We start from the raw sequence: 24,742 nt of genomic DNA, 5'->3' as shown, positions 1-24,742 counted from the left end.
TTAGAACTTGTAGCTGATACCAATCTTAGCTTGCCATGTTGATGAGCTCGTTATTTGTCTATAGTTTCTTACATCAGCTCCACCAAAGCTATTATCAATAATATAGCGTCCTTGGTCATCAAGACCACCAAAATCATAAATAGATTGGTCTGAATAGCCCAAGCTTTTTTCTATACCCCAATCGCTATTAAGTAGGTTAGCGAAATTATCAATCATAAGGTATAGCTCGCCACTATGGCCGTTAGCAAAGCCAGGGATTTCTTGTTTAATGCTGATGTCCATGGTGGTAACCCAAGGCTGCGTTCCAGTATTTTTACCGATAATGCCGCCACGTTGAGAGATACCTGCGCGATCTAAACGCTCTGCTAATTGTGCCCAATTCATTTCAGAATCAGCCCAATTGACATTCGCATCATCAGCACCCGTTGGAATATAGGCCAAATAAGCACTGCTACTAAATAAAGAACTTGTGTCACCTAAGTGAGCATCTTTATGCATATTCATTGTATAACTAAATGGACGACCAGAATGGCGTTCAAAATACATATTAAATTTAGTCGCATAACCGGCAATAAATTCAGCATTGTAGCCTAAGTTAATTTTGAAACTATGCTCAACTTCATAAAAGCCACGTGCTGCCACATCTTGATTACGATTAGCGGTAATATTGTGCTTATAGTTACCTTCGGCTTGCGACGCTGATCCAACAGAAGACTCAGTAACATCTTGATGAGCATAACTTGCAGAAACAAATAAACCGTTATCCCATTCTTTAGCAATACCAGTAGAGATAATGATAGAGCGACCATCGTCGGTTGAATTAGTCATTGCAATATCAACATTATCTTTCAATGCACCACTGTAGATGGTTTCATTAATTACACGCTCGCCGTCAGCCGCTAAACCGATAGGACGGATAGAGGTATTATGCCATACAGCTTCATTTTCTTTTTTGTGGTAAGCAATTTCGGCCTGCCATTTAAAGCCATTACCTAATAGTTCAGAATCAAATTCATATTCAAAGCCAACTTGAGCGCGAATACTTGAAGGTAACTTGAAATCAGGATCAATGTAAGCAGTACTTCCTGCCCCTTGCTCTAACGAATTTTTAATAACATCAGGGACCTGAGTGATATCTGCTGGGTTATTTTGGTAGTAGTCGTTTATTACACTATTTGGTGCAGAAACGAGGGTAATACCATCTTTTTGAAATGAGTTGTTATACCAGACATTTGGAATACCGCCTTGGAAACGACCAATTCCACCGTTAATAGTTAATGCTTCAGTTGCATAATATTTAAAGCCAACGCGAGGTAGAATAATATCTAAACCATCAAGGTTCTCTTGATTACTAAAACCATAGGTGCTTAGAAAGCTTTCATTAAGAGTCGGTTTATCATCAGATGATAAGCGCTCATAGCGAAGGCCAGCTGTCACTTCTAAGTCATCATTTAAGTAAAAGGTATCTTCAATATATAAAGCTAATTGACTACGTGTTACATCATAGGCGGTATCTGCTGAATTATTAGTGTACGCATTTTGATAAGAGAAGTCATAAGCACTTACTTCGCGGTTAGCAAAATTTTCTAGACTAGTGAATTTCCATGTACCTAATGAGTTTTCAGCAAACAAGTTATATAAACGAAGTGACTCATATTGAGCACCAAAGTTAATTTCATGCTCGTCCATTAGATAAGTTGCATCAAGTGTCAGTGTTAAGTTTTCAGTTTCAGATTTGTTCGCATGGCGATATCTATCAGTACCAAAATTAAAGTTAGGGCCCTTTCTGCCATTTTCTTCTACGGTAATGCTACCTAAGTTTGAGCGAGTAATACTGTCAGAGGTCACATCTTTATAGGCAATACCAATCTCTGTTGAAAAGTCTTCAGTCCAATCAGAATAAAGTTTAGTGGCAAAATTATTAAACTTAGTAACATATGCATATGTATTTGATTTTAAGACTACTCTATTTCCACCTTTACTCTCATTTTTCTCAGCTTGATCGTCTTGCCATTGATATGTGAAATCTAGGCGATGCTCATCACTGGCATTCCAGCTAAGTTTAACTAATAAATTTTTGTTGGTGTCTTCAGGCGCGCCTGCTAATGAATCGGTTAAACCATATTCGTCATTTAAAATAGCAATAAAACGATTGTAGCTGTCTTCTGTTATTTTAAATTCATTTGCAGCACCAGAATCCTTAAAGCCATAATCTAAATCCTGCTCACTTGACCACTGTGCGTAGTTTACAAAGTAAAATAGTTCATCTTTAATAACTGCGCCACCGACATTAAAACCAAAACGTTGTTCAGTTTGAATCGGTTTTACTTTATTCGTTGAATAAGTTTTATAACCGGCTTTATCAGTATCTTCTTCTTTAATTGTTTGAACATCGCCGGCCATATCCGGTGTAGATGTTTCATAGAAACCTGAAAATTTGAATTCATTAGTACCAGACTTCGTTACGGCGTTTATTGTACCGCCGCCAAAGTTACCTTTAGAAGCTGAAAAAGGCGATACGTCAACTGAAACTTGCTCTATTGCGTCAAGTGAAACAGGAGGTTGAGACGTCGGGTAGCCACCAAAATTTAAACCAAAGTCATCGTTTTGACCGATACCATCAACAGTTAGACCGTTAGTACGAGGGTTGCTCCCCGCAAAAGTTAACTCGCCATTACCATTGATACTTGCTAAAGGATTTAGACGGGCAATATCTTTAATGTCACGGTTAAAGCTTGGCATGTTATTGATTGTATCTTCGCCAAAGGTACTGCTTGAACCACCAGATTGCTGAATAATTTTATAGCCTGATACTTCAATTTTTTCGATGTTAGCTGCTTGAAGCTGAGAATTAAGACGATATGTATCGCCCAGTTCTAAATATATATTTTCAAGCATGGTATCGGTAAATTGGTCTGAATCAATAAACACAGTGTAAGGGCCGCCAACACGTAAACCATTGGCAATAAAGGTACCGCTTTCATTGGTTGTTAATTCGCTTACAGTGCCAGTTGGTTGGTGAATAACTTTAATTTTCACATTTGCAGCTGCAGTGCCAGAAGGTGTAGTAATTTTACCACGCATAGCGGATGAGGTATCTGCTGCCATTACGCTTGTAGAAACACCTAAGGCTAGGATCACAGCCCCAGTTAATTTCGAAAGGCGAAGCTTATTCATTTTGTTGATTCCCGTGGAAAGTTAAGGTTTATTACTTGTTTGTGTTAGCTGACATCTTAAGTGCCTTTGCTAACGGTTTTGCTGAACTATCAAATAACGTATTTAATAATCCTGCTAATCGAATACCGGCTTGTTGTAAGCGAGTTTTAATAATCGGTGTGTTTTCGTAAATGTAGCTAAAGCCAATCTCGTCATTATTTAGCTTGTATAGTTTGTCAGCTAAATTGTGTGACTCTGTTACCCATTGCTCTGGTGAACTGGCTAGGTACTCAGCAATTATTTCTGCATTATTAGTATCAATAAACTGCGCGAATTCAGTGAATGATAGGTTCTCATTTTCGATTAATTTAGTGTCCCACAATGAGTGCAGGTTGGTTGGCTGGCCAAAAAAGGTAACGTTAACACGGTTACCACCTCTGTCTTCTGCACGTCCGGCATGAAACGGCTGATGGCTATCGCCAACTAAATGAACAAGAAAGCGTAAGCTAAAACGTTTTGCATCTATTGAGCTGTTTTTGTTTTTTAATGTATCGATGGCAAAATACATCCCTTCAAGAATGTTGCTTACATTATCTTTATTTAAATTTTCATCGTGGCTGTGAGTAAATGTAGATGAGTTGCTTGGCGCGTTAATGTAATGCCAACGAGAAGATTTTTTTTGCCAAAAAGGACTCGGATCAGAGCGCATTTCATCAGCCCAAGTAGCAATTTGCGCTAGGCTTTGCCCTTCTAAAAGTTCTTTAAGCTCTGCTTTAGTTGCGTCTGTTATGTGATTTTCGGCAATTTTACCGACAATTCTGTGGCCATTTTGTCCCCAAGCCAATACATTTTGTGATGATAAAAGTACTGCGCCGACTAAAAGATAACTAAATCCATGTGTAATTTTGCGTAACATTTGTGTTTTCCTCAATGATCTTATTTGACAAGAGCGGCCTCTTCTATGGCGCGAATTGTCCTGATTTTGAGATAAATAGGAAGGACTCAAAGAAATTCATAATTTCCCATTGATAGTTCTTTCAATTCATAAGCTTAACTGTTTTGGGTAAAATTACTTGTTGTAATAAGTAATTTAAATTGGTCAAATAGGAGGATGAATCGTTTTGGATTGTTGAACTTTTGAAAATTAAACAGCTGCTTTTGCAACACAGCTTCTTTGTTACTGTTTTGTTACTGTTTTTTTTGTTGGTTTGGCTCAGTGGCCAGCTGAGTGTGGTTACATCAACGGGGACCTTGAAGCCTTTAATTGAAACATCTAGTCGCTGTCAGACGAGGGCAACAGAAAACCAATTGCAATTAATTGTCTATGCCTCGTCGCAAAAGGTTGCTCGTTTTTTAACACAAAACCTGTGTGACGATCCCGTTGTAGCAAAACAATATGGCGAAGTGATCGCTTTATGGGGTTACCGTACTGCCGATAGCATTGAGTTCATTGGTAAAGGTATTGCTGATTTAATTTTAGCAAAAAACAACATTATGTCAGCCTTCAAAGCTGAATCGACCTATAACTACCAGCCTGTGGTTGGCTTTCCAAGTTATACTGCGTTTTTTATTTCAGCTAAAGAAAAGCCAAAAATTAACAAGCAATACTTTTTGGGGAAACGGATTGGCTTACTTGATTATCCTACAAGCCGATCGGGGCATATACTACCTAAACAAAAGTTTAAAGATTTAGGGATCAACCTTGAAAATTTAAAAATTACTTACGCCAGTTCACATAATGAGCTTAGGGAGTTATTAGCCAATGGACAGGTTGATTTAATAGCCTCTTTTTGGAAGGAAGCAGATCAGGCGCATTTTTCTAAAAATTATATAACTCCAATCAGCGATAATGTAATAGGCACACGTTGGTACTTTAAAATGCAGCATGAGAACACTGATTTGCTGTGCGCTATCCAATCTCAATTAATCCAATTATCTAAGCAGCAAGTGTCGACTTATTTTAATCATGTTGAACCATATTGGCATTGTTCAGCGGGTAAAGCTGAATTCTTAGGAGAGCAACGTGATGAATAATAAGCGCTTGTTTGGCGTGACACTGCTTATTTTTAGTGCGGCGCTATTGACGTTTAAACTCTCTAGTTATCTGCAGCAGGCGCAACATAACGATTTAATAATGGCTGATATTGAAAACCGAATTGCACTAGATTTACCTCGGTTAGACTTATCAAATCGTTTTTTGAAACACTCGGGTAATCATGATGCTATTGTTGGTTATCTACAACGTTTGAATATGCAATTGATACAACAGCCAATTCAAGTTAATACCATCAATGATGTCTCACTGGCATTAACAAATAATGGCCGCGAAAGTCGGATAGAGTATCTTGAAACAAGTGATCAAAAAGTTGCGATTACATTTTTAATTGAGACGCGTTGGTGGCATATAAGCGATATTTATACCTTTATGGTATTGTTATTATTGGCTTTTTTATTTTCTAAGTGGGCTGAACTTATTAACCGAACATCGCTGAAACACTTAGCATTAAAAGAACAAGTAGAGCAACTTCCACTGATTAATGTGCAAGTGAAACTAGTGATTGATTTGCAAGCCAAAGTTTTGGCTATTAATGATAACGCTGAGATAAAAGCTGGCTTAGCTAACAAACCACTGTGTTTTTACTTGGCTTTAATCGAGTTTTGCGTTGAGAATCCGGACGTGATACTTAATCAAAACAAAGATGTGCCGGATGAGTTAATTGAACTTGCTAATAAGTATTTTTACCGATTAACACAACTTGGCCATACTATTCGTAAACGGCCTAATTTTACTAACAGTCTAGAAAAAACCTTGAGTGAAATTAGGGCTGCATTGGATGAGGTACTTATTGAACACTCACAGCTGAAGGAGAAATATTACCCTCCTAAGGCACATGGTGAAGGCTCTCGGTCACGGTTACATAGTTATGGTTTATCGAATATCAAAGCAGATGATATAGAGGTGATAGGCAAATAACCTTAACCTGGTTAGTAAGTTAGTTCAGAATAAAAACCTCACACTGCTAATACTTAAACTGTGTGAGGTAAGCTCTGATTATTTAGGAGCAAATTCAATGGCTTTGACTGGACTATTTTCAATAAAGAAGCGTTTCAATGCCTGTGCATCTGTTTCGTCAGTGCTGACAAATCCTTTATGATTTATCAGTATCGGGTAGCCGTCACCGCCAGATGCATTGTAGCTATTAATGCTCATGCGATAGGTTTTGTTTTTATCCAGAACTTTGCCGTTGATCATCACTTTAGTCAGCGCATTATCGTTACGCTCGAAGCTTAATTTGTGGTATTGCAAATAAGCACCAGAATCCGGTGGGAAACTAGTTACAGTCTCAAGGTAATCCCAAAGCTCTTGGCCTTGCCAATCAACATACGCGATGCGATTTTTAAAAGGGTGTACTTTTAAAATATCTTTATAACTAACTGCACCTGCAGCAATACTATCACGTACGCCACCGCCACTGATGATACCAAAATCAGCGCCAACAACATTCATTTGTGCTTGCACAATAACGCGCGCTAAGTTGGTTTGTTGATAACGAACTTTATTGCGATCGCCCTCAAGCTTTGCATCAACATAACCAATTTCACCTTCAATTTGTTTTGCACCTTTGGCTTGGTAATCAGCTAAAAATGTTTTTAAGGCAGCGTCTGGTTTGATGTATTCGTTGGCAAGCTCAGGCTTAATTGAACCATCAGCTTGCGTTTTATCAACGTATAAGTTAACTGGCAATAATTTATAATCTAATAAGGTTAATACGCCGTTTTCTTGTTTAAACTCGGCTTTGCCGACATATTTACCCCATTCATGAGCTTGCATTATCCACGTACCATTTTGTTGGTCTGGTTTACATGTCATACCGGGTTTAAAGTTATCGTCATTTTTATTTTCGCTTGCCATGCACACAGGTTCTTGTGAGTGACCGCCGATGATCATATCAAGGGTATGAGCTGGTAAAGAGCGGGCAAGGGTAACATCGCCAGGTGCATTTATACCATAATTCGCATCAACATAATGACCCATATGAGTTACTGCAATCGTGATATCCGGTTGATATTGTGCTTTGATTTTCTCGGCTAAAGCTTGGGTTACTGCAACGGGCTCTTGAAATTCAAGGCCGCCGATATACTGCGGGTTGCCTATTTTAGCGGTATCTGTGGTTGTCAAACCAATAACGGCGATTTTCAGCCCCTGTTTGTTAAAAATCTTATAGGATTCGAAGGCATTTTTACCGGTTTTTTTATCAATTATATTAGCCGAAAGAAGCGGGAAATTTGCCCACTGCTGCTGTTGTTTTAAAACACTCAGTGGATTATCAAATTCATGATTACCAATCGCCATCGCATCGTAACCAATTAATGACATTCCTTTAAAATCAGGCTCTGCAAATTGCAGGTCTGATTCTGGAATGCCTGTATTTATATCACCACCAGATAGAAGTAGCACTGCGTGACCTTGTTGCTGCGCATCAGCACGTAACTGGTCGATTAAGGTTTTACGTGCAGCCATACCGTATTCACCTTTTTCGTTATGCCAAAAACGGCCATGATTATCATTGGTATGTAAAATGGTGAGATAGTGAATATCTGCTGTGTCAGCTTGTTGAACGGAGGTTTGATGATTACTACATGCAGTAATGCTTAGTAATAGGAAAAATGAAAGTAATATGCGCATAATATGACCCGTGTTGTCAGTGTTGTGCTATTTATTAAGCGCATAGTTTAAACTAGTTTTATTGCAAAATAACGTAATTATTCTATTTTAATGTCATCTTGGAAATTTAACTTTCCAGTTGCCGCTAATTGACGTCGCTGTAACTCTTGTTCTGCTAATGCTGATTTTTCATGGTTATTACCCACCATCCAGTTTAAAAAGCTTGCCGGTAACTTAGTGTACGCCTCTCCTTGGTGTAAACCAAAATCACAGATGTGTTGCTCTTCATACGACATAGTTGTTAATCCTGTTGTGTGTGTTTTATTGTTATAAATAATACTAACAAAATAAACTCGGCTATTAAGACGATTTCGTTTTAAACAAAATTTATTTATAACGTGAGTGAATAACAACACATTGTAACCACATGTAATTTAAATGTAATCAATTCGGTTTGATTTGTTTAAAGGTACGTTTTGCTATCGTAATCTCCACAAGAGTTCTTTACTATTTGCATTAAATTCACATAACCACAACATTCTTCAGGATAAATATAATAATGAAAAAACTATTACTATGCGGTTTGTTAACCGCAACCTCATTTGCAAGCCATGCAACTGTAGTTGAAATGCAAACTTCACAAGGTGCTATTAAGGTTGATTTGTTTGATCAACAGACCCCCAAAACGGTCGAGAACTTTTTAAGTTATATACAAAGTGATGCGTACAATCAAACCGTGATCCACCGTTCAATCAAGGATTTTATTATTCAAGGTGGAGGCTTTACTTTTACCGATGATTTTAAAGCGATCACAACGTCACCAGCTGTTGTGAATGAGCCAGAATTATCGAATGTAAAAGGCACGATTGCCATGGCTAAATTAAGCAATAATGCGAATAGTGCCACAAGTCAATGGTTTTTTAATCTCAAAGATAATAGCGCAAACTTAGATAAGCAAAATGGCGGTTTTACCGTATTTGGTCAGATTACAGCAGATAGTTATGCTGTGCTTGATAAGATCTCTGCGTTAGTGCATTGCGGTGAAATACCGGTAGTTAATCTAACTAAAGACCAATGTGCAAGTGCAGATACCACGTTGACTATTGCTAATTTAGTGTCGATCAATAGTGTTCTGGTACTTGATGATGATCCAAATTCGTCAGTAAATTTATCTCCAAAAGAAAATACGCTAATTGACGATCCGACTCCAACTCAGCCTGATGATGGGGATAGCTCAAGTGGTAGTATGAGCTGGTTACTACCATTATTATTGCTTGGCTTTAAACGCCGCCGCGCAGCTTAAAGGTATATACTTGCTATCGGGTTATGTGTCCCGATAGCAAACGTAACGCTTTAGAGTGCAAATACCCGCATTACTAATAACACCCACATAGTTAAAACCAGTAAACAGCCAAGCAAAAAGCTATAATAGCGAGGTTTTACGCTATTGCTGCCTAAATGAATAATACTGTGAATGACGCGCGAAATCACAAAACCCCAGGCTAAAGTAATAAATACATAACCCGCTGCATTGAGCTGTAAAGCAGCTAAACAGGCTACAAAAAATAGCACTGGTATTTCAAACTGATTAATAAAGTTTCTACCGGCAATATATACATCATCACCCGCATTATTTAATTGCATAGTGGCAAAATCTTGCATAGTAATCGTTTTGTTACGCGCCGCACTAAAACGGCGGCGGCCCATGACTACCATTACCGTAAAAGTGAGTAGTACCTGAGAAAACATCGCGAGTAATACATATTTTTCCATTAAGAGTCTCATTTGATAAATAACGTAACTTTAAGCCTAGCAGTTTGTCTTTATAATTCACAATGTGTTACAAAGTATTTAGAAAAATGATTGCAAGCTTTTTGAATTTTACCGATCATTCAAACAACAAATAAGTATGGATCACATTCTCAATATGAAAAAAATAATTACTTTAAGCGCTATTGCTTTAGCAGTATTAAGTGGCTGCGGGACTACCACCACAGCGGTACAGCAGCAAACGTCATTACTTTCAGATACGCTGGTAATAAGTCCCAACGATACTCGTCAATATAAAACCCTTAAACTTGCGAATGAGATTGAAGTAATTTTAGTGTCGGATCCAACTGCTGAAAAATCAGCAGCTTCATTGAGTGTGGGTGTTGGTTTATTACATGATCCAATTAGCCAGCAGGGAATGGCGCATTATTTAGAGCACATGCTATTTTTAGGCACAGATCGTTACCCAGATACCAAGGGTTACTCTGATTTTATGACTAAAAACGGCGGCGCCCACAATGCTTATACATGGTTAGATATTACTAATTACATGTTTGAAGTAAATAACGATGCTTACGATGAAGCATTGGATCGTTTTGCTGACTTTTTTAAATCCCCTAAGCTTTACCCAGAATACACCGATAAAGAAAAAAACGCAGTAAACGCCGAATGGTCAATGCGTCGCGAGATGGATTTTTTTGGTCAGTTTAAGCTTGCCCGACAAATGATGGGCGATCATCCAGCTAATCGTTTTTTAATCGGTAATCTTGAAACATTAGGTGATAAAGACGGTAGCTCTTTACATAAAGAAACCGTTGATTTTTATAATAAATACTACTCTTCTAACATTATGAAAGTAGCAATGATTTCCAATCTACCACTTGCGGAAATGGAAGCGAAAGCACAAAAATACTTCGCTGATATTGAAGATAAAAAGATCGACAAACCAACTGTTACCACAAAGCTAGATTTTGATAACGTAGGTGGAAAACGCGTTCACTACGCGCCAAATGAAGACGTAAAAGAGTTACAACTTGATTTTACTATTACTGATAACAGCAATGAATTTGCCGTTAAACCTAACCGTTTTGTAGCATACTTATTAAGCAATGAAATGCAAGGTAGCCCGGCGCAAATTTTGCGTGATAAAGGCTGGGTTTCACAACTTTCAGCCGGGGCAGCGCCAACCCAATATGGTAATTACGGTGCGCTGACGGTTAATGTGCAATTAACAGACGAAGGCATGAAAAACCGTGAAACGATCGTTGCAACAATAATGCAATATATTGATTTGATCAAAAAAGAAGGTGTAGATAGTAAATACTTTAATGAAATTCGCACTTCACTTAATAATGAATTTCAATTTTTAGAAAAAGGCGATGAATTTGGCTATGTCAGTAATTTAACTGGTAGCATGCAAGATTATCCACTAAACCACGTTATTAATGCGCCTTTCTATTATGCTAAGTTTGATGCAGCTGCGATCAACAACGTACTTGCGCAACTCAATGCTGATACTCTGCGTATTTGGTATACCTCACAGCAAGAAGAAACCGATTCACAATTGCATTTTTACGATGGTAAATACCGCATTGAAGATATCAGTGATGCTGAAATTGCCAGCTGGAGTAAGCCTAGTCAGTTTGCCTTAGCATTACCTACGGTAAATCGTTTATTACCTGAGAGTTTTGCGATTAAAACAGCACAATTTGCAGAGCAAAAACACCCTAAGCTGGTATATGATAAAAATGGCGTAAAAGTATGGCGTCAAGCGAGTCAAAACTTTGCCGAGCAACCGAAAGGTTTGGTCGAAGTTTACTTAAATACCCCAGATGCTCTGACGGATATCAAAGCTAAAGTACTTTATTCAGTATGGTCTGACTTATTTAACTTACAACAAAGCAAGCTAAGTACCGAAGCTGCCGTGGCAGGTATGAGTGTTGGCCTTGAAGCAAGTAACGGACTTATCCTTTCAATGAGTGGTTTTACCGATAAACAAAATGTTTTACTCGCGCAAGCACTGACAAATATTGATGTGCAAGTAACTGAGCAAGGTTTTGCTCAAGCGCTTGATCGTTACCAACGTGATTTATTAAACGCCCAAAAACAATTCCCTTATTATCAAGCATTTGGTGAGTACTCTAAATTAATACGAACAGGCAGCTTTGACACCGATGCACTGATCAATACGGCAAAAGCATTAACCATTGCAGATTTTGAGCAGCTTAAACAGCATACCTTTGCTAATAACGAAATGCGCGTGTTCACTTATGGTAACTATAACCAATCAGATGTTGAAGCGATAGCTAAAGAGTTAACGGCAGTTTTACCAGCGGCGCATAAAAGCACTGAATTTGCGCGCAGTAAAGCGTGGTTACCGCAACCAGGCGAAACGATTGTATTGCAAAAAGATATTGATGTGGCTGATGTTGCTATTATTGATATGACCGTACACCCGATTGCAGGCTATAAGCAAAAAGCGCAGGCGCAAGTCTTACAAGGTCACTTTAGTACCGTCGCGTTTGACAAGTTACGTACTGAAGAGCAATTAGCATATGCGGTTGGTGGCTTAGCACGGCCAATTGAAGATTACTCAGCGATTGGCTTGTTTATTCAAACCCCAGTAAAAGATGTAAAAACCATGCAAGCGCGTTTTGAAGAGTTCAAAATGCAATATGCAGTAGAGCTTGATAACATGAGTGAAGAAACCTTCGAGCAGCTTAAAAATGCCGTATTAGTGTCGCTTAAACAGCAGCCTAAAAATCTTAGCGATGAAATGGGCCCACTGATTGGCGATTGGTATCGTGAAAACTTTGATTTTGATTCAAAGGATAAGTTAATCGCTGAAGTTGAAAAAGTCACGCTTGCAGATATTAAAGACTACTACCAGCAAACTATGTTAAACCCACAAGCTGCGCGTTTAAACGTACAGCTTCGTGGTAGCAAATTTGCCGACAAACCGTTTGCAGATTTACCAAAACAAACATTGGTAACAGACTTACAAGCGCACTTTAATGGCATTAAATTGCAAAAGTAATTTAGCTAATTGAAGCGTTGAAAAAGATTAAAGCCCAAGCGATTTGCTTGGGCTTTTTTTTATGAATCATTATCTTTTAAATAATTTACAAAATGTACATACAGTGTAACTATATAAAAAAGGAACAGCTCAAACCGCTAGGATTTTGATGAATAAGATAGTGTCCATATTGCTACTGCTAAGCCCTTTTTATAGCTTAGCCAACTCATTTGCTGATGATTTTGTAAACGCTGCAAATGATAGAACAACACAAAGCGTGCGCTATGACGGCGCTTATCACCGTATTGCCTATCCAAATGGCGATGTACCTGCCAATATTGGCGTATGCACAGATGTGATTATTCGCAGCTACCGAGCATTGGGTATCGATTTACAAAAGTTAGTTCATGAAGATATGCGCGATAATTTTTCAGTCTATCCATCAACAAGAATATGGGGGCTTACTAAACCCGATAGTAATATAGATCATCGTCGCGTGCCTAATTTACAGGCTTTTTTTAAACGCCACGGTACAGTACTGCCCATAACTAATAATGCTCAGACCTATAAAGCAGGCGATATTGTCACGTGGATGCTGCCGGGCAATTTGCCGCATATCGGTATCGTGGTAGATACATACACTGCAGATAACAAAACCCCATTGATAGTGCATAACATAGGCGCAGGGCCGCAGCGTGAAGACGTGCTGTTTCGCTATAAAATTACAGGGCATTATCGGTATGAGCCAGCCGTTAATTGATCGCGGGTATCTGGAAACATTCAGAAAAGCCAGCATAGTTAGCTAAAAAGTCGAAGTGGCAGGGCAAAATTTACTCAGCACAGATAAACAAAGTAAAAATACTTGAGTTAACGAAATAGCCTAATTTTACGACTCTTTAAGGAGCGTTAAATGCATCAGAGTGTTAAACAAAAATTTACGACGTACCCTGAAAATATCGCGGTTGTATTACATGAGATCAGAAGTCTGATTTTGCAGGTAGCTGTGCAGGATGGCATCACTGAACTTGAAGAAACACTCAAGTGGGGAGAGCCGAGTTATATTTCAAAAATAGGCTCTACCATTCGTTTTGATCACAAACCAAAATCAGCTGAGCAATTTTGTATTTACTTTAACTGTAAAACTAAACTTATTGAAACCTTCAAAGAGCTTTATGGTGATACGTTTAGCTATGAAGGTAACCGTGCTTTGGTGTTTAAGCTTAATCAAACCGTGCCAGTTAAAGAGCTAGCCCATTGTATATCGTTGGCTTTGCGCTATAAAAAAATAAAGCACCTGCCATTGCTAGGTGCTTAAATTTAAGACGTTATTGTCCGACAGAAAGAGTAACAGCGCGATATAAACTCCCGCCTACGCAAATCTCGCGCTGACAATAGTTATTTGGCTCTTGCAGCGCGAGCCCCATGCAGTTTTTTATAGCTGTCGATCAAACGCTGATGACGATCTAACCCTTCAAGTTGCATATTGGTTGGAGTTAAACCGTAGAACATCACATCACCATTGATAGAGCCGACGACTGCATCCATTACTTCTTGGCCAAACATGCGGGTGAAGCTGTGAATGTAGTCTTCAATTTCTAAGTCATCATTTAGCGCAACTTCTAAAGTCGCGTGCATTGCTTGGTAGAATAACCCGCGTTCAACAGTGTTATCGTTAAACTGTAAGAAGGTTTCAACCAGTTCCATGGTCGCTTCTAAATCGCCTAATGCTAAATAAATTAGCAGCTTAAGCTCAAGAATAGTTAACTGACCCCACACGGTGTTTTCGTCAAACTCAACGCCAATTAAGGTGATGATATCGATGTAATTATCAAGCTGGCTGTCTTCTAAGCGCTCAACTAAGTCGGCAAGTTGGTCTTCATCTAAACTGTGCAGATTTAAAATATCTTCACGGTATTTAAGGGCTTTATTGGTGTTATCCCAAATTAAGTCTTCGACAGGGTAAACTTCTGAATAATCAGGCACTAAAATACGGCATGCGATGCCAAGGTCTGAAAATTCAGCAATATAAGCTTCTTTACCTAAGGCTTTTAAAATACCAAATAAGCTAGCTGTTTCTTCTTCGTTAGTACCTGAAAAATCCCATTCCACAAAGTCATAATCGTGTTTAGCACTGAAAAAGCGCCATGAGATCTTACCGGTTGAATCAATAAAGTGTTCAACAAAGTTTTCAGGTTCAGATACTGCCATGCTGTTGAATGTTGGTTTAGGTACGTCGTTTAAACCTTCAAAGCTGCGACCTTGTAATAGCTCTGTTAAGCTACGTTCAAGGGCGACTTCAAAACTTGGGTGTGCACCAAATGAAGCAAATACGCCACCGGTTTTCGGGTTCATTAACGTTACGCACATGACAGGGAATTGCCCGCCTAGAGATGCGTCTTTTACAACAACCGGAAAGCCTTGCTCTTCTAAGCCTTTAATACCGGCAACAATACTAGGATATTTAGCAAGTATCGCTTCTGGTACGTCTGGCAATACCAGTTCTTGCTCGATGATTTGGCGTTTAACAGCACGTTCAAAAATCTCAGATAAACATTGTACTTTGGCTTCGGCAAAGTTATTACCCGCACTCATGCCGTTACTTAAAAACAAGTTTTCAATCAAGTTTGATGGAAAGTACACAGTTTCGCCGTCAGAGTGACGCACATATGGGATCGAGCAAATACCTCGCTCAACATTACCAGAGTTAGTGTCGATAAGGTGCGAGCCACACAGCTCATCTTCAGGGTTGTAAATGCTCAAGGTATAGTCGTCTAAAATACCTTCTGGTAGTGAGTCATCATCAGTGAGCTGAAACCATTTTTCGTTCGGGTAATGAACAAATTCGCTGTTGGCAATTTCTTCACCAAGGAACTGGTCATTGTAAAAAAAGTTACAGTTTAAACGTTCAATAAACTCGCCAAGGGCTGAACATAATGCGCTTTCTTTGCTGGCGCCTTTACCATTGGTAAAACACATCGGTGATGCAGCATCACGAATATGCAATGACCAGACGTTTGGTACAATATTACGCCATGATGAAATTTCAATCTTCATGCCTAAGTCAGCCAAAATCGCAGTCATATCAGCAATGGTTTGCTCAAGCGGTAAATCTTTACCTAAAATAAAGGTGTTTTCGCTGCCTGCTGATTTTGCCATTAACATGGCTTGCGCGTCGTTATCTAAGCTTTCTATGGCATCAATTTTAAATTCAGGTATGGTTTGAATAACACGCTTTACGGTACAACGATCAATAGAGCGTAAAATGCCGGTGCGGTCTTTTTCTGAAATACTTTCAGGGAGTTCAACCTGGATTTGGAAGATTTGGTTATAACGATCTTCAGGGTCAACAATGTTGTTTTGCGCAACACGAATACCGTCAGTCGAGATATCACGGGCATTACAATACACTTTAATAAAGTACGCAGCACATAAAGCCGAAGATGCTAAAAAGTAGTCAAACGGACTTGGCGCAGAGCCATCGCCTTTATAACGGATTGGTTGATCCGCAATGACTGAGAAATCGTCAAACTTAGCTTCTAATCTAAGATTATCGAGAAAATTAACTTTAATTTCCATTGAGTTGGTCCACCTTCATGCGCACTAATAAGTAAGGCTTGCAGGTGTTTGCGCCAGACTTAGTCAGTGTATTTTCATTTAGCTGCAATTATCCGCTTTTTAGGGGAGCAGATACAAGTAATAGTCGTGGTTAATTGGAAAAAGAGTAATGCTCGCGAGGGTAAAGTTAGCAAGGTTAAAGGCCAAAGTTGTTAGTGTGTTTGAATTTACTCAAGAGAGTACTTTACATTAGACTGATACAGAATTAGACAAATTGCATGGTGCGCATGAGATGCAAGAACCCCAGCGGCCATCTCGTTCAGCTATCAGTGAATAGCGCTATGTCACCTTGCTAGTTTTGACACTTGGTATTATAATTAACGACAATTGTCGCTGGAGGTGTTTATGGAAACTTTAAAGTTTGATTTTATAAAAGTAGTGAGTGGTGGGTTAATCACTAACAACTCTAATGCATTAGAAGAAATTACTGTTGCTACTACAGGCTTGAAAGCTTCGTCTATTTTCCTTCTTAGTAAATCGCTTGGATGGGAACAAAAACTCATAGCTAAGACTATTGGTACTACTACGCGAACATTAGAGCGACATGTAAAAGAGCGCAAACGTTTAGGTATTAACTTAAGTCAAAATGCATTGGAAGTTGCACGTTTGTCATCTATAGGTATTTCATACTTTGGTGATGTAAAACGTTGGAATGAGTGGTTGAACACCGCTCATACGCAGTTCGATGGCAAAGCGCCAAAAGAGTTTTTGCATACCATTCGCGGCCGTGAGTTAATTAAGCGAATTATTTATGGGCTAGAGTATGGATTCACTGCTTGATGATTTGTTATAGAATTGCCCCAACTGAACATAACAATTCAAATAACGCGCTATCAGGCCTAGGTGGGCTTTATGCAGAAGGTAGATGGCACATGGCTGGTAAACCTGTTGTTTACACAGCAAGTAGCCGCTCCCTTGCAATGCTTGAGAGGTTAGTGAACGACTCTACGGATATACTTAACAAGCAGCTATCAGTCACATCTATATTGATACCTGATAAACTGAAAATTAAACGCTTGGTTGTATCTGATCTACCAAGTGACTGGGATGATCACCCTTATATATTAAAAACCCAAATAGTGGGTAGCGACTGGTTAACGAGTATGGGAGAAGCTGTACTGCAAGTTCCTTCATCTGTTTGTTCAGATGAATATAATTTTATAATAAATCCCGCACATACTGATGCGCATGAAATAAAATGCGTTGAATGCCAACCATTTAGTTACCCTAAAAGATTGGCTTTAAAGCTTTAGTAAGCGGCTGATTCGACCGCTTACTATCAGCTTGAAAATATATTTTCAACCACTCAGGCATGTTTTTAGAGCCTATTTTCATTGCTTCCAATAAGTGCTATTTATACAAAACAGTTCAGACTGTAAGCAAGAATCGCTATTCACTAATTATACTGGGTTTAATTTCTTAAACTGTGTGTCTGCCACAATTTAACAGAGCGTAGCGAAAACCTCGGGTGCTTGATTGCAGGCCGGGTGGGGAGTGTTCAAAAATCAGTTAGTCGAATTAGATAATAAAGAAAAGCACAGTGCTCAGTTAGGACTACTTTAAACGGGGGCGCTTGCGGGCGATTCTTTAATCTATTGATTTGATAGATAGAATAACTTAACCTATCTCATCTTAACTTTATTTAATAATCTAGGCAATAATAAGCACTTATGAAACAACTCTTTGTTAAAACACTGTCGGTCATTTGTAGTCTTTTATTTCTAATTATTAGTATTCTATTGATTTTCGGAATACTCACTCGTCGCGACGAGAGCTTAAATCTTTTTTTGTATATCCCATTCATATTTGCTCCGTACCTGTATGTTGTAGTTCGAGCATGGGAAGATAATATTTTAAAAAATCAGCATTTGATCATACGATTCATCATTCTCTGCTCGGTATTACTATTGATATTTCCTAGTGTGTTTGGTTACTTCTTATCAACAAGAGTTTATAAAATAACCTCTATTTTCTATTATACTAGTTCTACCTCTACTGCTGAAGTAGCGGTGTGTGAGCTTATAGGTTTGTTATTACTTCATTCGTTATTAACTTATTATACGAAAAAGCGAATAATACCAAATATATAAATTTAGTGAACAATTTGTTAGCGTGTATAAATTTTCAATAACAAGGTGCGTGATTGACTATGACATAGGGCCCGTAGTGGAATATTACAGGAGTAATTATTGAGTAATAGTTGGCTTATTATTTTGATTGAAAGCAACGTAGCTATTAGATAGTTAGGTCGCCTTAAAATGAACTTTCATTTAATGCAGTTGGCGCAAAGCCTACGTTAACAGACACTTTACTAAACGTTGTGTCATCGACGACATAATAGGTAGAAAGTAGAAGGCAAAGATAAGTAAAGAGATAAGTAACTTTCAGATTTTATCTCTGCTTATTTATCTAGGAGTATGCCAAGCCAATAAAGACATTGTTAAAGCCGCCCCCTAATCCCATATCACTCTAATTAATGGTATTCTTAACTTTATTTTTCTATTTTTTTCTTTTTTCACAATAGAAAGTGCCGAGATTAATCACCAAAGGAATTACCAAACCGACCAAAAAAGCAATTAACAATATGATTGACAAGTTGGTGTAATAGATAATGGAAGGCCACCCTCTTTGGCTTTTTTTATAAGTTAGAGGCCAACCATGGTTGATAACTATTTTGGTAGTGAGAGTTTCAAGGCTGTACCCCGTTTTTATGCTTGATTTTTCTTCATGTGAAAGCATTATGGATGCTACTATTATAAAAATAAATAAGAGCTGGATAAACAAGCTTTTGGATGGATAAATAGTCTTGAGCATAATGATTATGGCTTTTTTAGATGGCTAAGGATATATGCGTTCAGTATAAAGAGGGCGTTCCTATTTTACAACTCATGCATACCAGCGTGAAAAACGCTTAGAAAGTACAATCACAGGCAAACAATCTAAAAGATCTTACGTTTTGCAGGCATTTCACGCCAAAATAGTTGTTAGCTTAAAAATCCGGCCACTTAGTAAAAAGTTAAATAGTATCAGTCAGTTATTTTTTTTCGAATAATTTGACTTTAATAGGGATAATGACCCATTTAATAGCTGAAATTAAAGTACCAAGTACCAAGTAGCAATAGAAATGTTTTGAGCCTAAAAAGTAAATTTAGTTGTACAGTTTTGTTTGCTCAATTAAAGTGGCTGTATAGTTAAATGGGTTTGTTTTTAACCTTCACCTCGCTAACTTTTTCCTGCACCTAATTCTCCTAAGCTATCACAGCTGCATTAAAAGCTAGTAATTAACTACACTAAAAGCTAATTTTCAACTTCAGCAAAAACTAGCTGTGTTAACATGAATCAAGTGTCAGTAAAGCTTACACATTCTCTAGAGCGATTAAAGCTATTGCAAGATAGTGGCATTATTGCTGTGCAATCGAAAATGCTTGAGCGCACCGATAGAGAGCGCTTGACTAAGCATGGCTTCATTAAAGAGGTAATGCGAGGTTGGTATATTCCTTCAAGCCCAGATGAACAGCAAGGCGATGTAACGCTTGCTATACGTCCTTTTGTGTGGCATATATGGAAGCTTTAGAAATGGCAAGTGTAGAGCAAAATATTACTCCTTTTACAAAATTTCTAGCTTCGTTATTATATCCGATTCTTTCCTTGATAAAAAATTAGCGCGGGTATTTATTTCCCGCGCTGAAAAGCTAGACCATTTTTAACCTTTGTCGTTATGCTATCACTAGAAACCCGACAAATGCACAGGCTGCTGCGATGAGTGTATAGGGCAATTGAGTAATTGCGTGACTCATTAAGTTACAGCCTGAACCTTGTGCTGCAAGGACAGTTGAATCTGAGTAAAAACATGCTTGGCTACCAAATGATGAGGCAGATAACAGCGCACCAATCACCAGCGGTATATTTGCATCAACCGCGACTGCCAGAGGCATCACAATAGGAATTGTTACCGCAAAAATACCCCAGCTTGAGCCTGTAGCAAACGCCAAAATTGCCATTGCTAAAAACACCACTGCAGGTAAATAGCCTGCGGTCATGAATGGGCTTAAGGAATCAATTACAAACTGTGGTAATAGTAGTTGGTCGCACACATCTTTAAAAATAAATGCGGCGATCACAGTTCCTATTGCTGGCAACATGCTTTTAAAACCATCGAGCATTTTTTCAATCATTTCGGCAAATGGCATTAGCTTTTGCAGCATATAAAATGGCAGCGTCACGGCGAATGTCGCTAATAACCCTTTGTATACATCAATGTCAAAATACACAGTGAACGCAACGAGCAATAATATAGGCAGTAAAAAGTTGTACAGTTTGCCGTGGCTGTCTGCGCTTTCAAAGCTTTCTTCAACGGCTTTTACTGCGTATTCATCGGCAGTTTGCACTTCGTTGTACTGTGCAGGATCTACTTGCGGTTGTTCTTGCATCGCCTGTAATTGGGCTTTTTTCATCGGCCCAAATAAAGGGATAACACCAAGTACCACTAATGGCACAAGTAACACGGCAAACCATGCATACAGCATATAGGGTATTGCTTGAATATACACAGCAATACCTTGGCCTTCGACGGCTATGTTGTTATCAACCAACAAGCCGCCAAAAAACACCGCCCAGGTAGACAGCGGCACTAATACACAGATTGGCGCTGCGGTAGAGTCGACCACGTAGGCAAGCATTTCACGGCTGATTTTAAATTTATCGGTAATGCGTTTCATGGTTTCACCCACGGTAAGCGCATTGAGGTAATCGTCGATAAAAATCACGATACCGAGCAAAAAGGTCATGATCAACGATGAGCGTGGGCCTTTACAAAAGCGCAGCGCAAAACTACCAAATGCTGCTGCACCACCGGTGCGCACGAGCAATGCGATTAACGCACCAAAGCCACCACACACTAGAATAAGCCAGCCGATTGTTTCATCTACCATTACTTTTAACGATGCCGCAGCAAAGTTGCTAAGCATTTCAACAGGATTTAGCATAGCAAGGCCAACAAGGGCACCGATCAGCAAAGATAAAATAGGACGACGTAGCACGATCGCCAAAACCACCACTACAACTGGCGGCACAAGACTTAACGCAGAAGGTTCGAGCATTTAAGTATTCACAAAATAAAAAGCATTTGAGTAATTGGCTCAAACTGCTTAACAAAAACAAAGAATGTTAGCCCAACGGCTGATATTCCAAGTCACTGCTTTTGCACGCAGAAGTCACTGTTAGGTTTCGCGGTGGGTTTAGCACAATTGCGACACAGTAAAATGCGTTGGCTTGGCGCCAGACGGTGCAGGGGATGCATGCCGCTATTGTTATGCCGATAAAAACATCAGCGGGAAAATAATCTGCAATTGCGTTCGAGTCAATAAAAACTTTTAATTTAGTTAAAAATTCTTAATAGATGAATATTAATGCTTGCATTGTTTAGGTGAAACACCAAATTTTTGCTTAAACAAACGGCTAAAATGACTGGGATTGGTAAAGCCAAGATCGTAGCAAACTTGGCTTATTTGTTGTCCTGATTGTAGAAGTTGGCGAGATTTCTTTAATCTTAGCTGTTGTTGCCACATGGCCGGAGTTTGCCCAAAGGCGAGTTTGAATTGCTGGTAAAATTTACTACGGCTCATGCAGGCTATTTTACATAAAGTATCGATATCTAAAGTTTGATTAAGATGTTCTTTAATAAAATGTAGGGCATCGGTTAATGGGCATGCAATAGTTTGTTGGCAATTGGCGAGCATTAAATCGCGGCTTTGTTGTTGTAATAATCGAGTGATTAACTCATTTACTGATAGATCAATTAAATAATGACGATCTTGCTCGTTTTCGCTAAATAACCCAATCATCCGTTCAAGTAATTGTTGGGTTTGTTGATTGTGTTGGGTATGCACCAGCTTTGGAATGTAATGAAAAAAATCATCGCTGCTTATTTGCTGCTGCATATTTAGCGCGTCAGCTACTTGGCTGATTTTATCGCGGCTAATTTCGATAGCCAAACAGGTGGTAGGTTGCTTCATTGATGCTTCTGGGAAGTCGATTAAAACCCCTTGTTCGGGTGCTAATACAAATGATTGCTGGGGTAAAAATTCTTCATGGTAGTTACTGTCAGCAACGTGCATCACTTTTTTACCGCTGATCATGCCGCAAAACAGCAGTTCGCTGGAATGCAGTGCTACTTTTTGTGCGTCTTGGTAGGTGTCGTAAATGCTCAGCTCGGCGTTGTCTGAGGCAAAAGTAATTTTATTTTCGATCAGTACATCAACCGCTTGGCGCTTTTTAGTCAGTTTTTCAGTCAATAACGTGGTATTCATTTTATTTCCTTTAAACACGACCAACAGAGTTTGGACGCACAGACATGTTTTTTGGACAGCTAATCAAGTTTTTATGCTTCTTATAAGCTAATGTCAACAGGTGACGGATAAATAAACAACAATCTCCCGTCAAACTTAGTCAATTTGATTAAATTTAAAAAGCAACATTTTGAATAAAGGACACACACAATGATCTATGCAAATCCTGGCAGCGACGGCGCACTTATTAACTTTAAATCCCAGTACGGTAATTACATTGGCGGACAGTGGGTCGAGCCTGTAAATGGTCAGTACTTTGATAATATTAGCCCCGTTAATGGTAAAGTATTTTGTAAAGTACCACGCTCTGATAAAGCGGATATTGAACTTGCCCTTGATAAAGCCCACGCTGCAAAAGCTGCTTGGGGTACAACTTCAGTAACGGCTCGTAGTAATATATTATTAAAAATAGCTGATCGGATAGAGCAAAACCTTGAGCTTCTTGCAGTTGCCGAAACGTGGGATAACGGTAAAGCCATTCGCGAAACATTGGCGGCAGATATCCCACTGGCGGCAGATCATTTTCGTTATTTTGCCGGTTGTATTCGCGCCCAAGAGGGCAGTATTGGCGAGATAGACGAAACCACAGTCGCGTATCATTTTCATGAGCCACTGGGCGTTGTTGGACAAATCATTCCGTGGAACTTCCCAATTCTAATGGCCGCATGGAAACTCGCACCAGCGCTTGCCGCAGGTAACTGTGTGATACTCAAACCGGCTGAACAAACACCAGTATCTATTTTAGTGTTGATGGAAATTATTGGTGATTTATTGCCTGCAGGCGTGCTTAATGTAGTAAATGGCTACGGTAAAGAAGCGGGCGAAGCGCTGGCAACCAGCACGCGTATAGCTAAAATTGCTTTTACCGGCTCAACTCCTGTTGGCTCACACATTTTAAAATGTGCCGCTGATAACATTATTCCATCAACGGTTGAGCTCGGTGGTAAATCACCGAATATTTTCTTTAACGATGTAATGGAAAAAGACGATTCCTTCCTAAGTAAAGCCATTGAAGGCGCAGTACTTGCGTACTTTAACCAAGGTGAAGTGTGTACTTGCCCATCGCGACTATTTATTCAAGAAGATATTTACGAGCAGTTTATTGAGCGTATTTTAGAGCGCACATTAAAAATTAAACGCGGTAACCCGCTTGATAGTGAAACCATGGTAGGCGCACAAGCGTCTAAAGCACAGTTTGATAAGATTCTCAGCTATATTGAAATTGGCAAAAAAGAAGGCGCACAAGTACTTACTGGCGGCAATGTAGAGCAACTAACAGATGAGCTAAATGGCGGTTATTACATTCAGCCAACGCTGTTAAAAGGCACTAACGATATGCGGGTATTCCAAGAAGAAATTTTTGGCCCGGTGATTTCAATGTCGACCTTTAAAGACGAAGCCGAAGCACTCGAACTGGCTAATAGCTCTGAATTTGGTCTAGGCGCAGGGGTATGGAGCCGCAACATGAACCGTGCTTATCACTTTGGCCGCAAAATAGAAGCAGGCCGTGTATGGACCAACTGTTACCATATGTATCCTGCACACGCTGCGTTTGGTGGTTATAAAAAATCAGGCATCGGCCGCGAAACCCACAAGCTTGCGCTTGACCATTACCAACAAACTAAAAATTTATTAGTAAGCTACAGCGAAGATCCGCTCGGCTTCTTTTAAATAAAGCGGTTAAGCTTAAACAAATAATTTTTATGAGTAATGAAAGCGCTGTATTGTTGCAGCGCTTTTTTACTTTTCTAAAGCACTGCGCTTTATATCCTCAAACACCTGTAATACCTTCCAAAATGCCAATTAAAACAACACCAAGTCCTCTTTTTATATTTTTCGTGAAATAGAAGTAACCGATTGAATCAAAATAGGAATTCGACTGTGGTTAATACATCAATAAAAAATAAATTAAAAACGAATTACTCTTCAGGCTCGTTAGGTTTTTATGGAGGCTGGAGTGCAATCTAAGCTGCTAAAAATTAAATCCCAATTCCTTGAAGTCATTTAGATATTTTGAGCTCTTATATGCGCAAAAATATTGAGTTTGCAAAAAGCGAGGCGGAGCAAAAGGATCCCTTTGTGATGTCGTATTTTATGAAAAAGATGATGAATTTGAATATATTTATGCAAATATCTTTTAATGTCCTAAATTTTGTGAGGCTAGATATGCAC

General features: G+C 39.0%; 18 protein-coding genes. 10 read left to right on the top strand and 8 right to left on the bottom strand.

Translation table 11 applies throughout. The features are described 5' to 3' along the window. Together FW757_RS10720 and FW757_RS10715 are read right to left on the bottom strand one after the other, a co-directional pair. Complete coding sequence (locus FW757_RS10720; protein WP_446441203.1) at positions 1–3,177, bottom strand: TonB-dependent receptor; 3,177 nt, start codon at positions 3,175–3,177, stop codon at positions 1–3. A gap of 31 nt (positions 3,178–3,208) precedes the next feature. Next, a complete protein-coding gene (locus FW757_RS10715) occupies positions 3,209–4,072 on the bottom strand; it encodes a S1/P1 nuclease (RefSeq protein WP_182794467.1) in 864 nt (287 codons plus the stop codon). A gap of 221 nt (positions 4,073–4,293) precedes the next feature. Between FW757_RS10715 and FW757_RS10710 the strand changes: the two genes are divergently transcribed. Continuing rightward, a complete protein-coding gene (locus FW757_RS10710) occupies positions 4,294–5,190 on the top strand; it encodes a PhnD/SsuA/transferrin family substrate-binding protein (RefSeq protein ID WP_182794466.1) in 897 nt (298 codons plus the stop codon). Then, entirely contained in the window at positions 5,183–6,130 is a 948-nt protein-coding gene (locus tag FW757_RS10705; protein ID WP_182717579.1) for a hypothetical protein, read from the top strand. Before FW757_RS10710 ends, FW757_RS10705 begins: the two co-directional genes overlap by 8 nt. A 78-nt stretch (positions 6,131–6,208) precedes the next feature. On the opposite strand, the gene ushA is transcribed toward FW757_RS10705, so the two are convergent. Beyond that, positions 6,209–7,843: a bifunctional UDP-sugar hydrolase/5'-nucleotidase UshA gene (gene ushA, locus FW757_RS10700; protein ID WP_182783514.1), complete on the bottom strand. Its 1,635-nt coding sequence runs from the start codon at positions 7,841–7,843 to the stop codon at positions 6,209–6,211. Between the two features lie 77 nt (positions 7,844–7,920). Then, complete coding sequence (locus FW757_RS10695) at positions 7,921–8,118, bottom strand: hypothetical protein (protein WP_145234351.1); 198 nt, start codon at positions 8,116–8,118, stop codon at positions 7,921–7,923. A gap of 263 nt (positions 8,119–8,381) precedes the next feature. On the opposite strand from FW757_RS10695, the gene FW757_RS10690 reads away from it, so the two are divergent. After that, positions 8,382–9,125, top strand: coding sequence for a peptidylprolyl isomerase (locus FW757_RS10690; RefSeq protein WP_182739511.1), 744 nt, complete (start codon positions 8,382–8,384; stop codon positions 9,123–9,125). A gap of 50 nt (positions 9,126–9,175) precedes the next feature. Here FW757_RS10690 and FW757_RS10685 read toward each other — a convergent pair whose 3' ends face one another. Further along, complete coding sequence (locus tag FW757_RS10685; RefSeq protein WP_182739512.1) at positions 9,176–9,595, bottom strand: MAPEG family protein; 420 nt, start codon at positions 9,593–9,595, stop codon at positions 9,176–9,178. A gap of 154 nt (positions 9,596–9,749) precedes the next feature. Between FW757_RS10685 and FW757_RS10680 the strand changes: the two genes are divergently transcribed. From FW757_RS10680 to FW757_RS10670, 3 genes are all read left to right on the top strand, one after another. Beyond that, positions 9,750–12,629, top strand: coding sequence for an insulinase family protein (locus FW757_RS10680; RefSeq protein WP_182730762.1), 2,880 nt, complete (start codon positions 9,750–9,752; stop codon positions 12,627–12,629). Between the two features lie 148 nt (positions 12,630–12,777). Then, positions 12,778–13,368, top strand: a complete 591-nt coding sequence (locus FW757_RS10675; protein ID WP_182760764.1) for a DUF1287 domain-containing protein — start codon at positions 12,778–12,780, stop codon at positions 13,366–13,368. Positions 13,369–13,518: 150 nt separating this feature from the next. Beyond that, positions 13,519–13,923, top strand: coding sequence for a DUF1801 domain-containing protein (locus tag FW757_RS10670; RefSeq protein ID WP_182760763.1), 405 nt, complete (start codon positions 13,519–13,521; stop codon positions 13,921–13,923). An 80-nt stretch (positions 13,924–14,003) separates the two neighbouring features. Here FW757_RS10670 and FW757_RS10665 read toward each other — a convergent pair whose 3' ends face one another. Further along, entirely contained in the window at positions 14,004–16,184 is a 2,181-nt protein-coding gene (locus FW757_RS10665) for an OsmC domain/YcaO domain-containing protein (protein WP_182760762.1), read from the bottom strand. 384 nt (positions 16,185–16,568) lie between these two features. Between FW757_RS10665 and FW757_RS10660 the strand changes: the two genes are divergently transcribed. The 3 genes from FW757_RS10660 (at position 16,569) to FW757_RS10650 (ending at position 19,797) form a co-directional block, all read left to right on the top strand. Further along, positions 16,569–17,003 carry an antitoxin Xre/MbcA/ParS toxin-binding domain-containing protein gene (locus tag FW757_RS10660; protein ID WP_182760761.1) on the top strand — a complete coding sequence of 145 codons (435 nt, stop codon included), beginning with the start codon at positions 16,569–16,571 and terminating at the stop codon, positions 17,001–17,003. Continuing rightward, a complete protein-coding gene (locus tag FW757_RS10655; RefSeq protein WP_182739518.1) occupies positions 17,003–17,476 on the top strand; it encodes an RES family NAD+ phosphorylase in 474 nt (157 codons plus the stop codon). The genes FW757_RS10660 and FW757_RS10655 overlap by 1 nt, the downstream gene beginning before the upstream one ends. Before the next feature lie 2,081 nt (positions 17,477–19,557). Continuing rightward, a complete protein-coding gene (locus tag FW757_RS10650; RefSeq protein ID WP_182717570.1) occupies positions 19,558–19,797 on the top strand; it encodes a hypothetical protein in 240 nt (79 codons plus the stop codon). Positions 19,798–19,939: 142 nt separating this feature from the next. Here FW757_RS10650 and FW757_RS10645 read toward each other — a convergent pair whose 3' ends face one another. Then, entirely contained in the window at positions 19,940–21,322 is a 1,383-nt protein-coding gene (locus FW757_RS10645; protein ID WP_182717569.1) for a Na+/H+ antiporter NhaC family protein, read from the bottom strand. 306 nt (positions 21,323–21,628) lie between these two features. Next, entirely contained in the window at positions 21,629–22,531 is a 903-nt protein-coding gene (locus FW757_RS10640) for an AraC family transcriptional regulator (protein WP_182717568.1), read from the bottom strand. Positions 22,532–22,720: 189 nt separating this feature from the next. Here FW757_RS10640 and exaC point away from each other — a divergent pair, with 189 nt between their 5' ends. Next, positions 22,721–24,241: an acetaldehyde dehydrogenase ExaC gene (gene exaC, locus FW757_RS10635; protein WP_145234333.1), complete on the top strand. Its 1,521-nt coding sequence runs from the start codon at positions 22,721–22,723 to the stop codon at positions 24,239–24,241. Positions 24,242–24,742 lie beyond the last annotated feature (501 nt).

Source organism: Pseudoalteromonas sp. 1181_04 (genome assembly GCF_052850545.1).
Note: the sequence above shows the minus strand (reverse complement) of the source record. Positions and strands in the feature narration are given on the sequence as shown.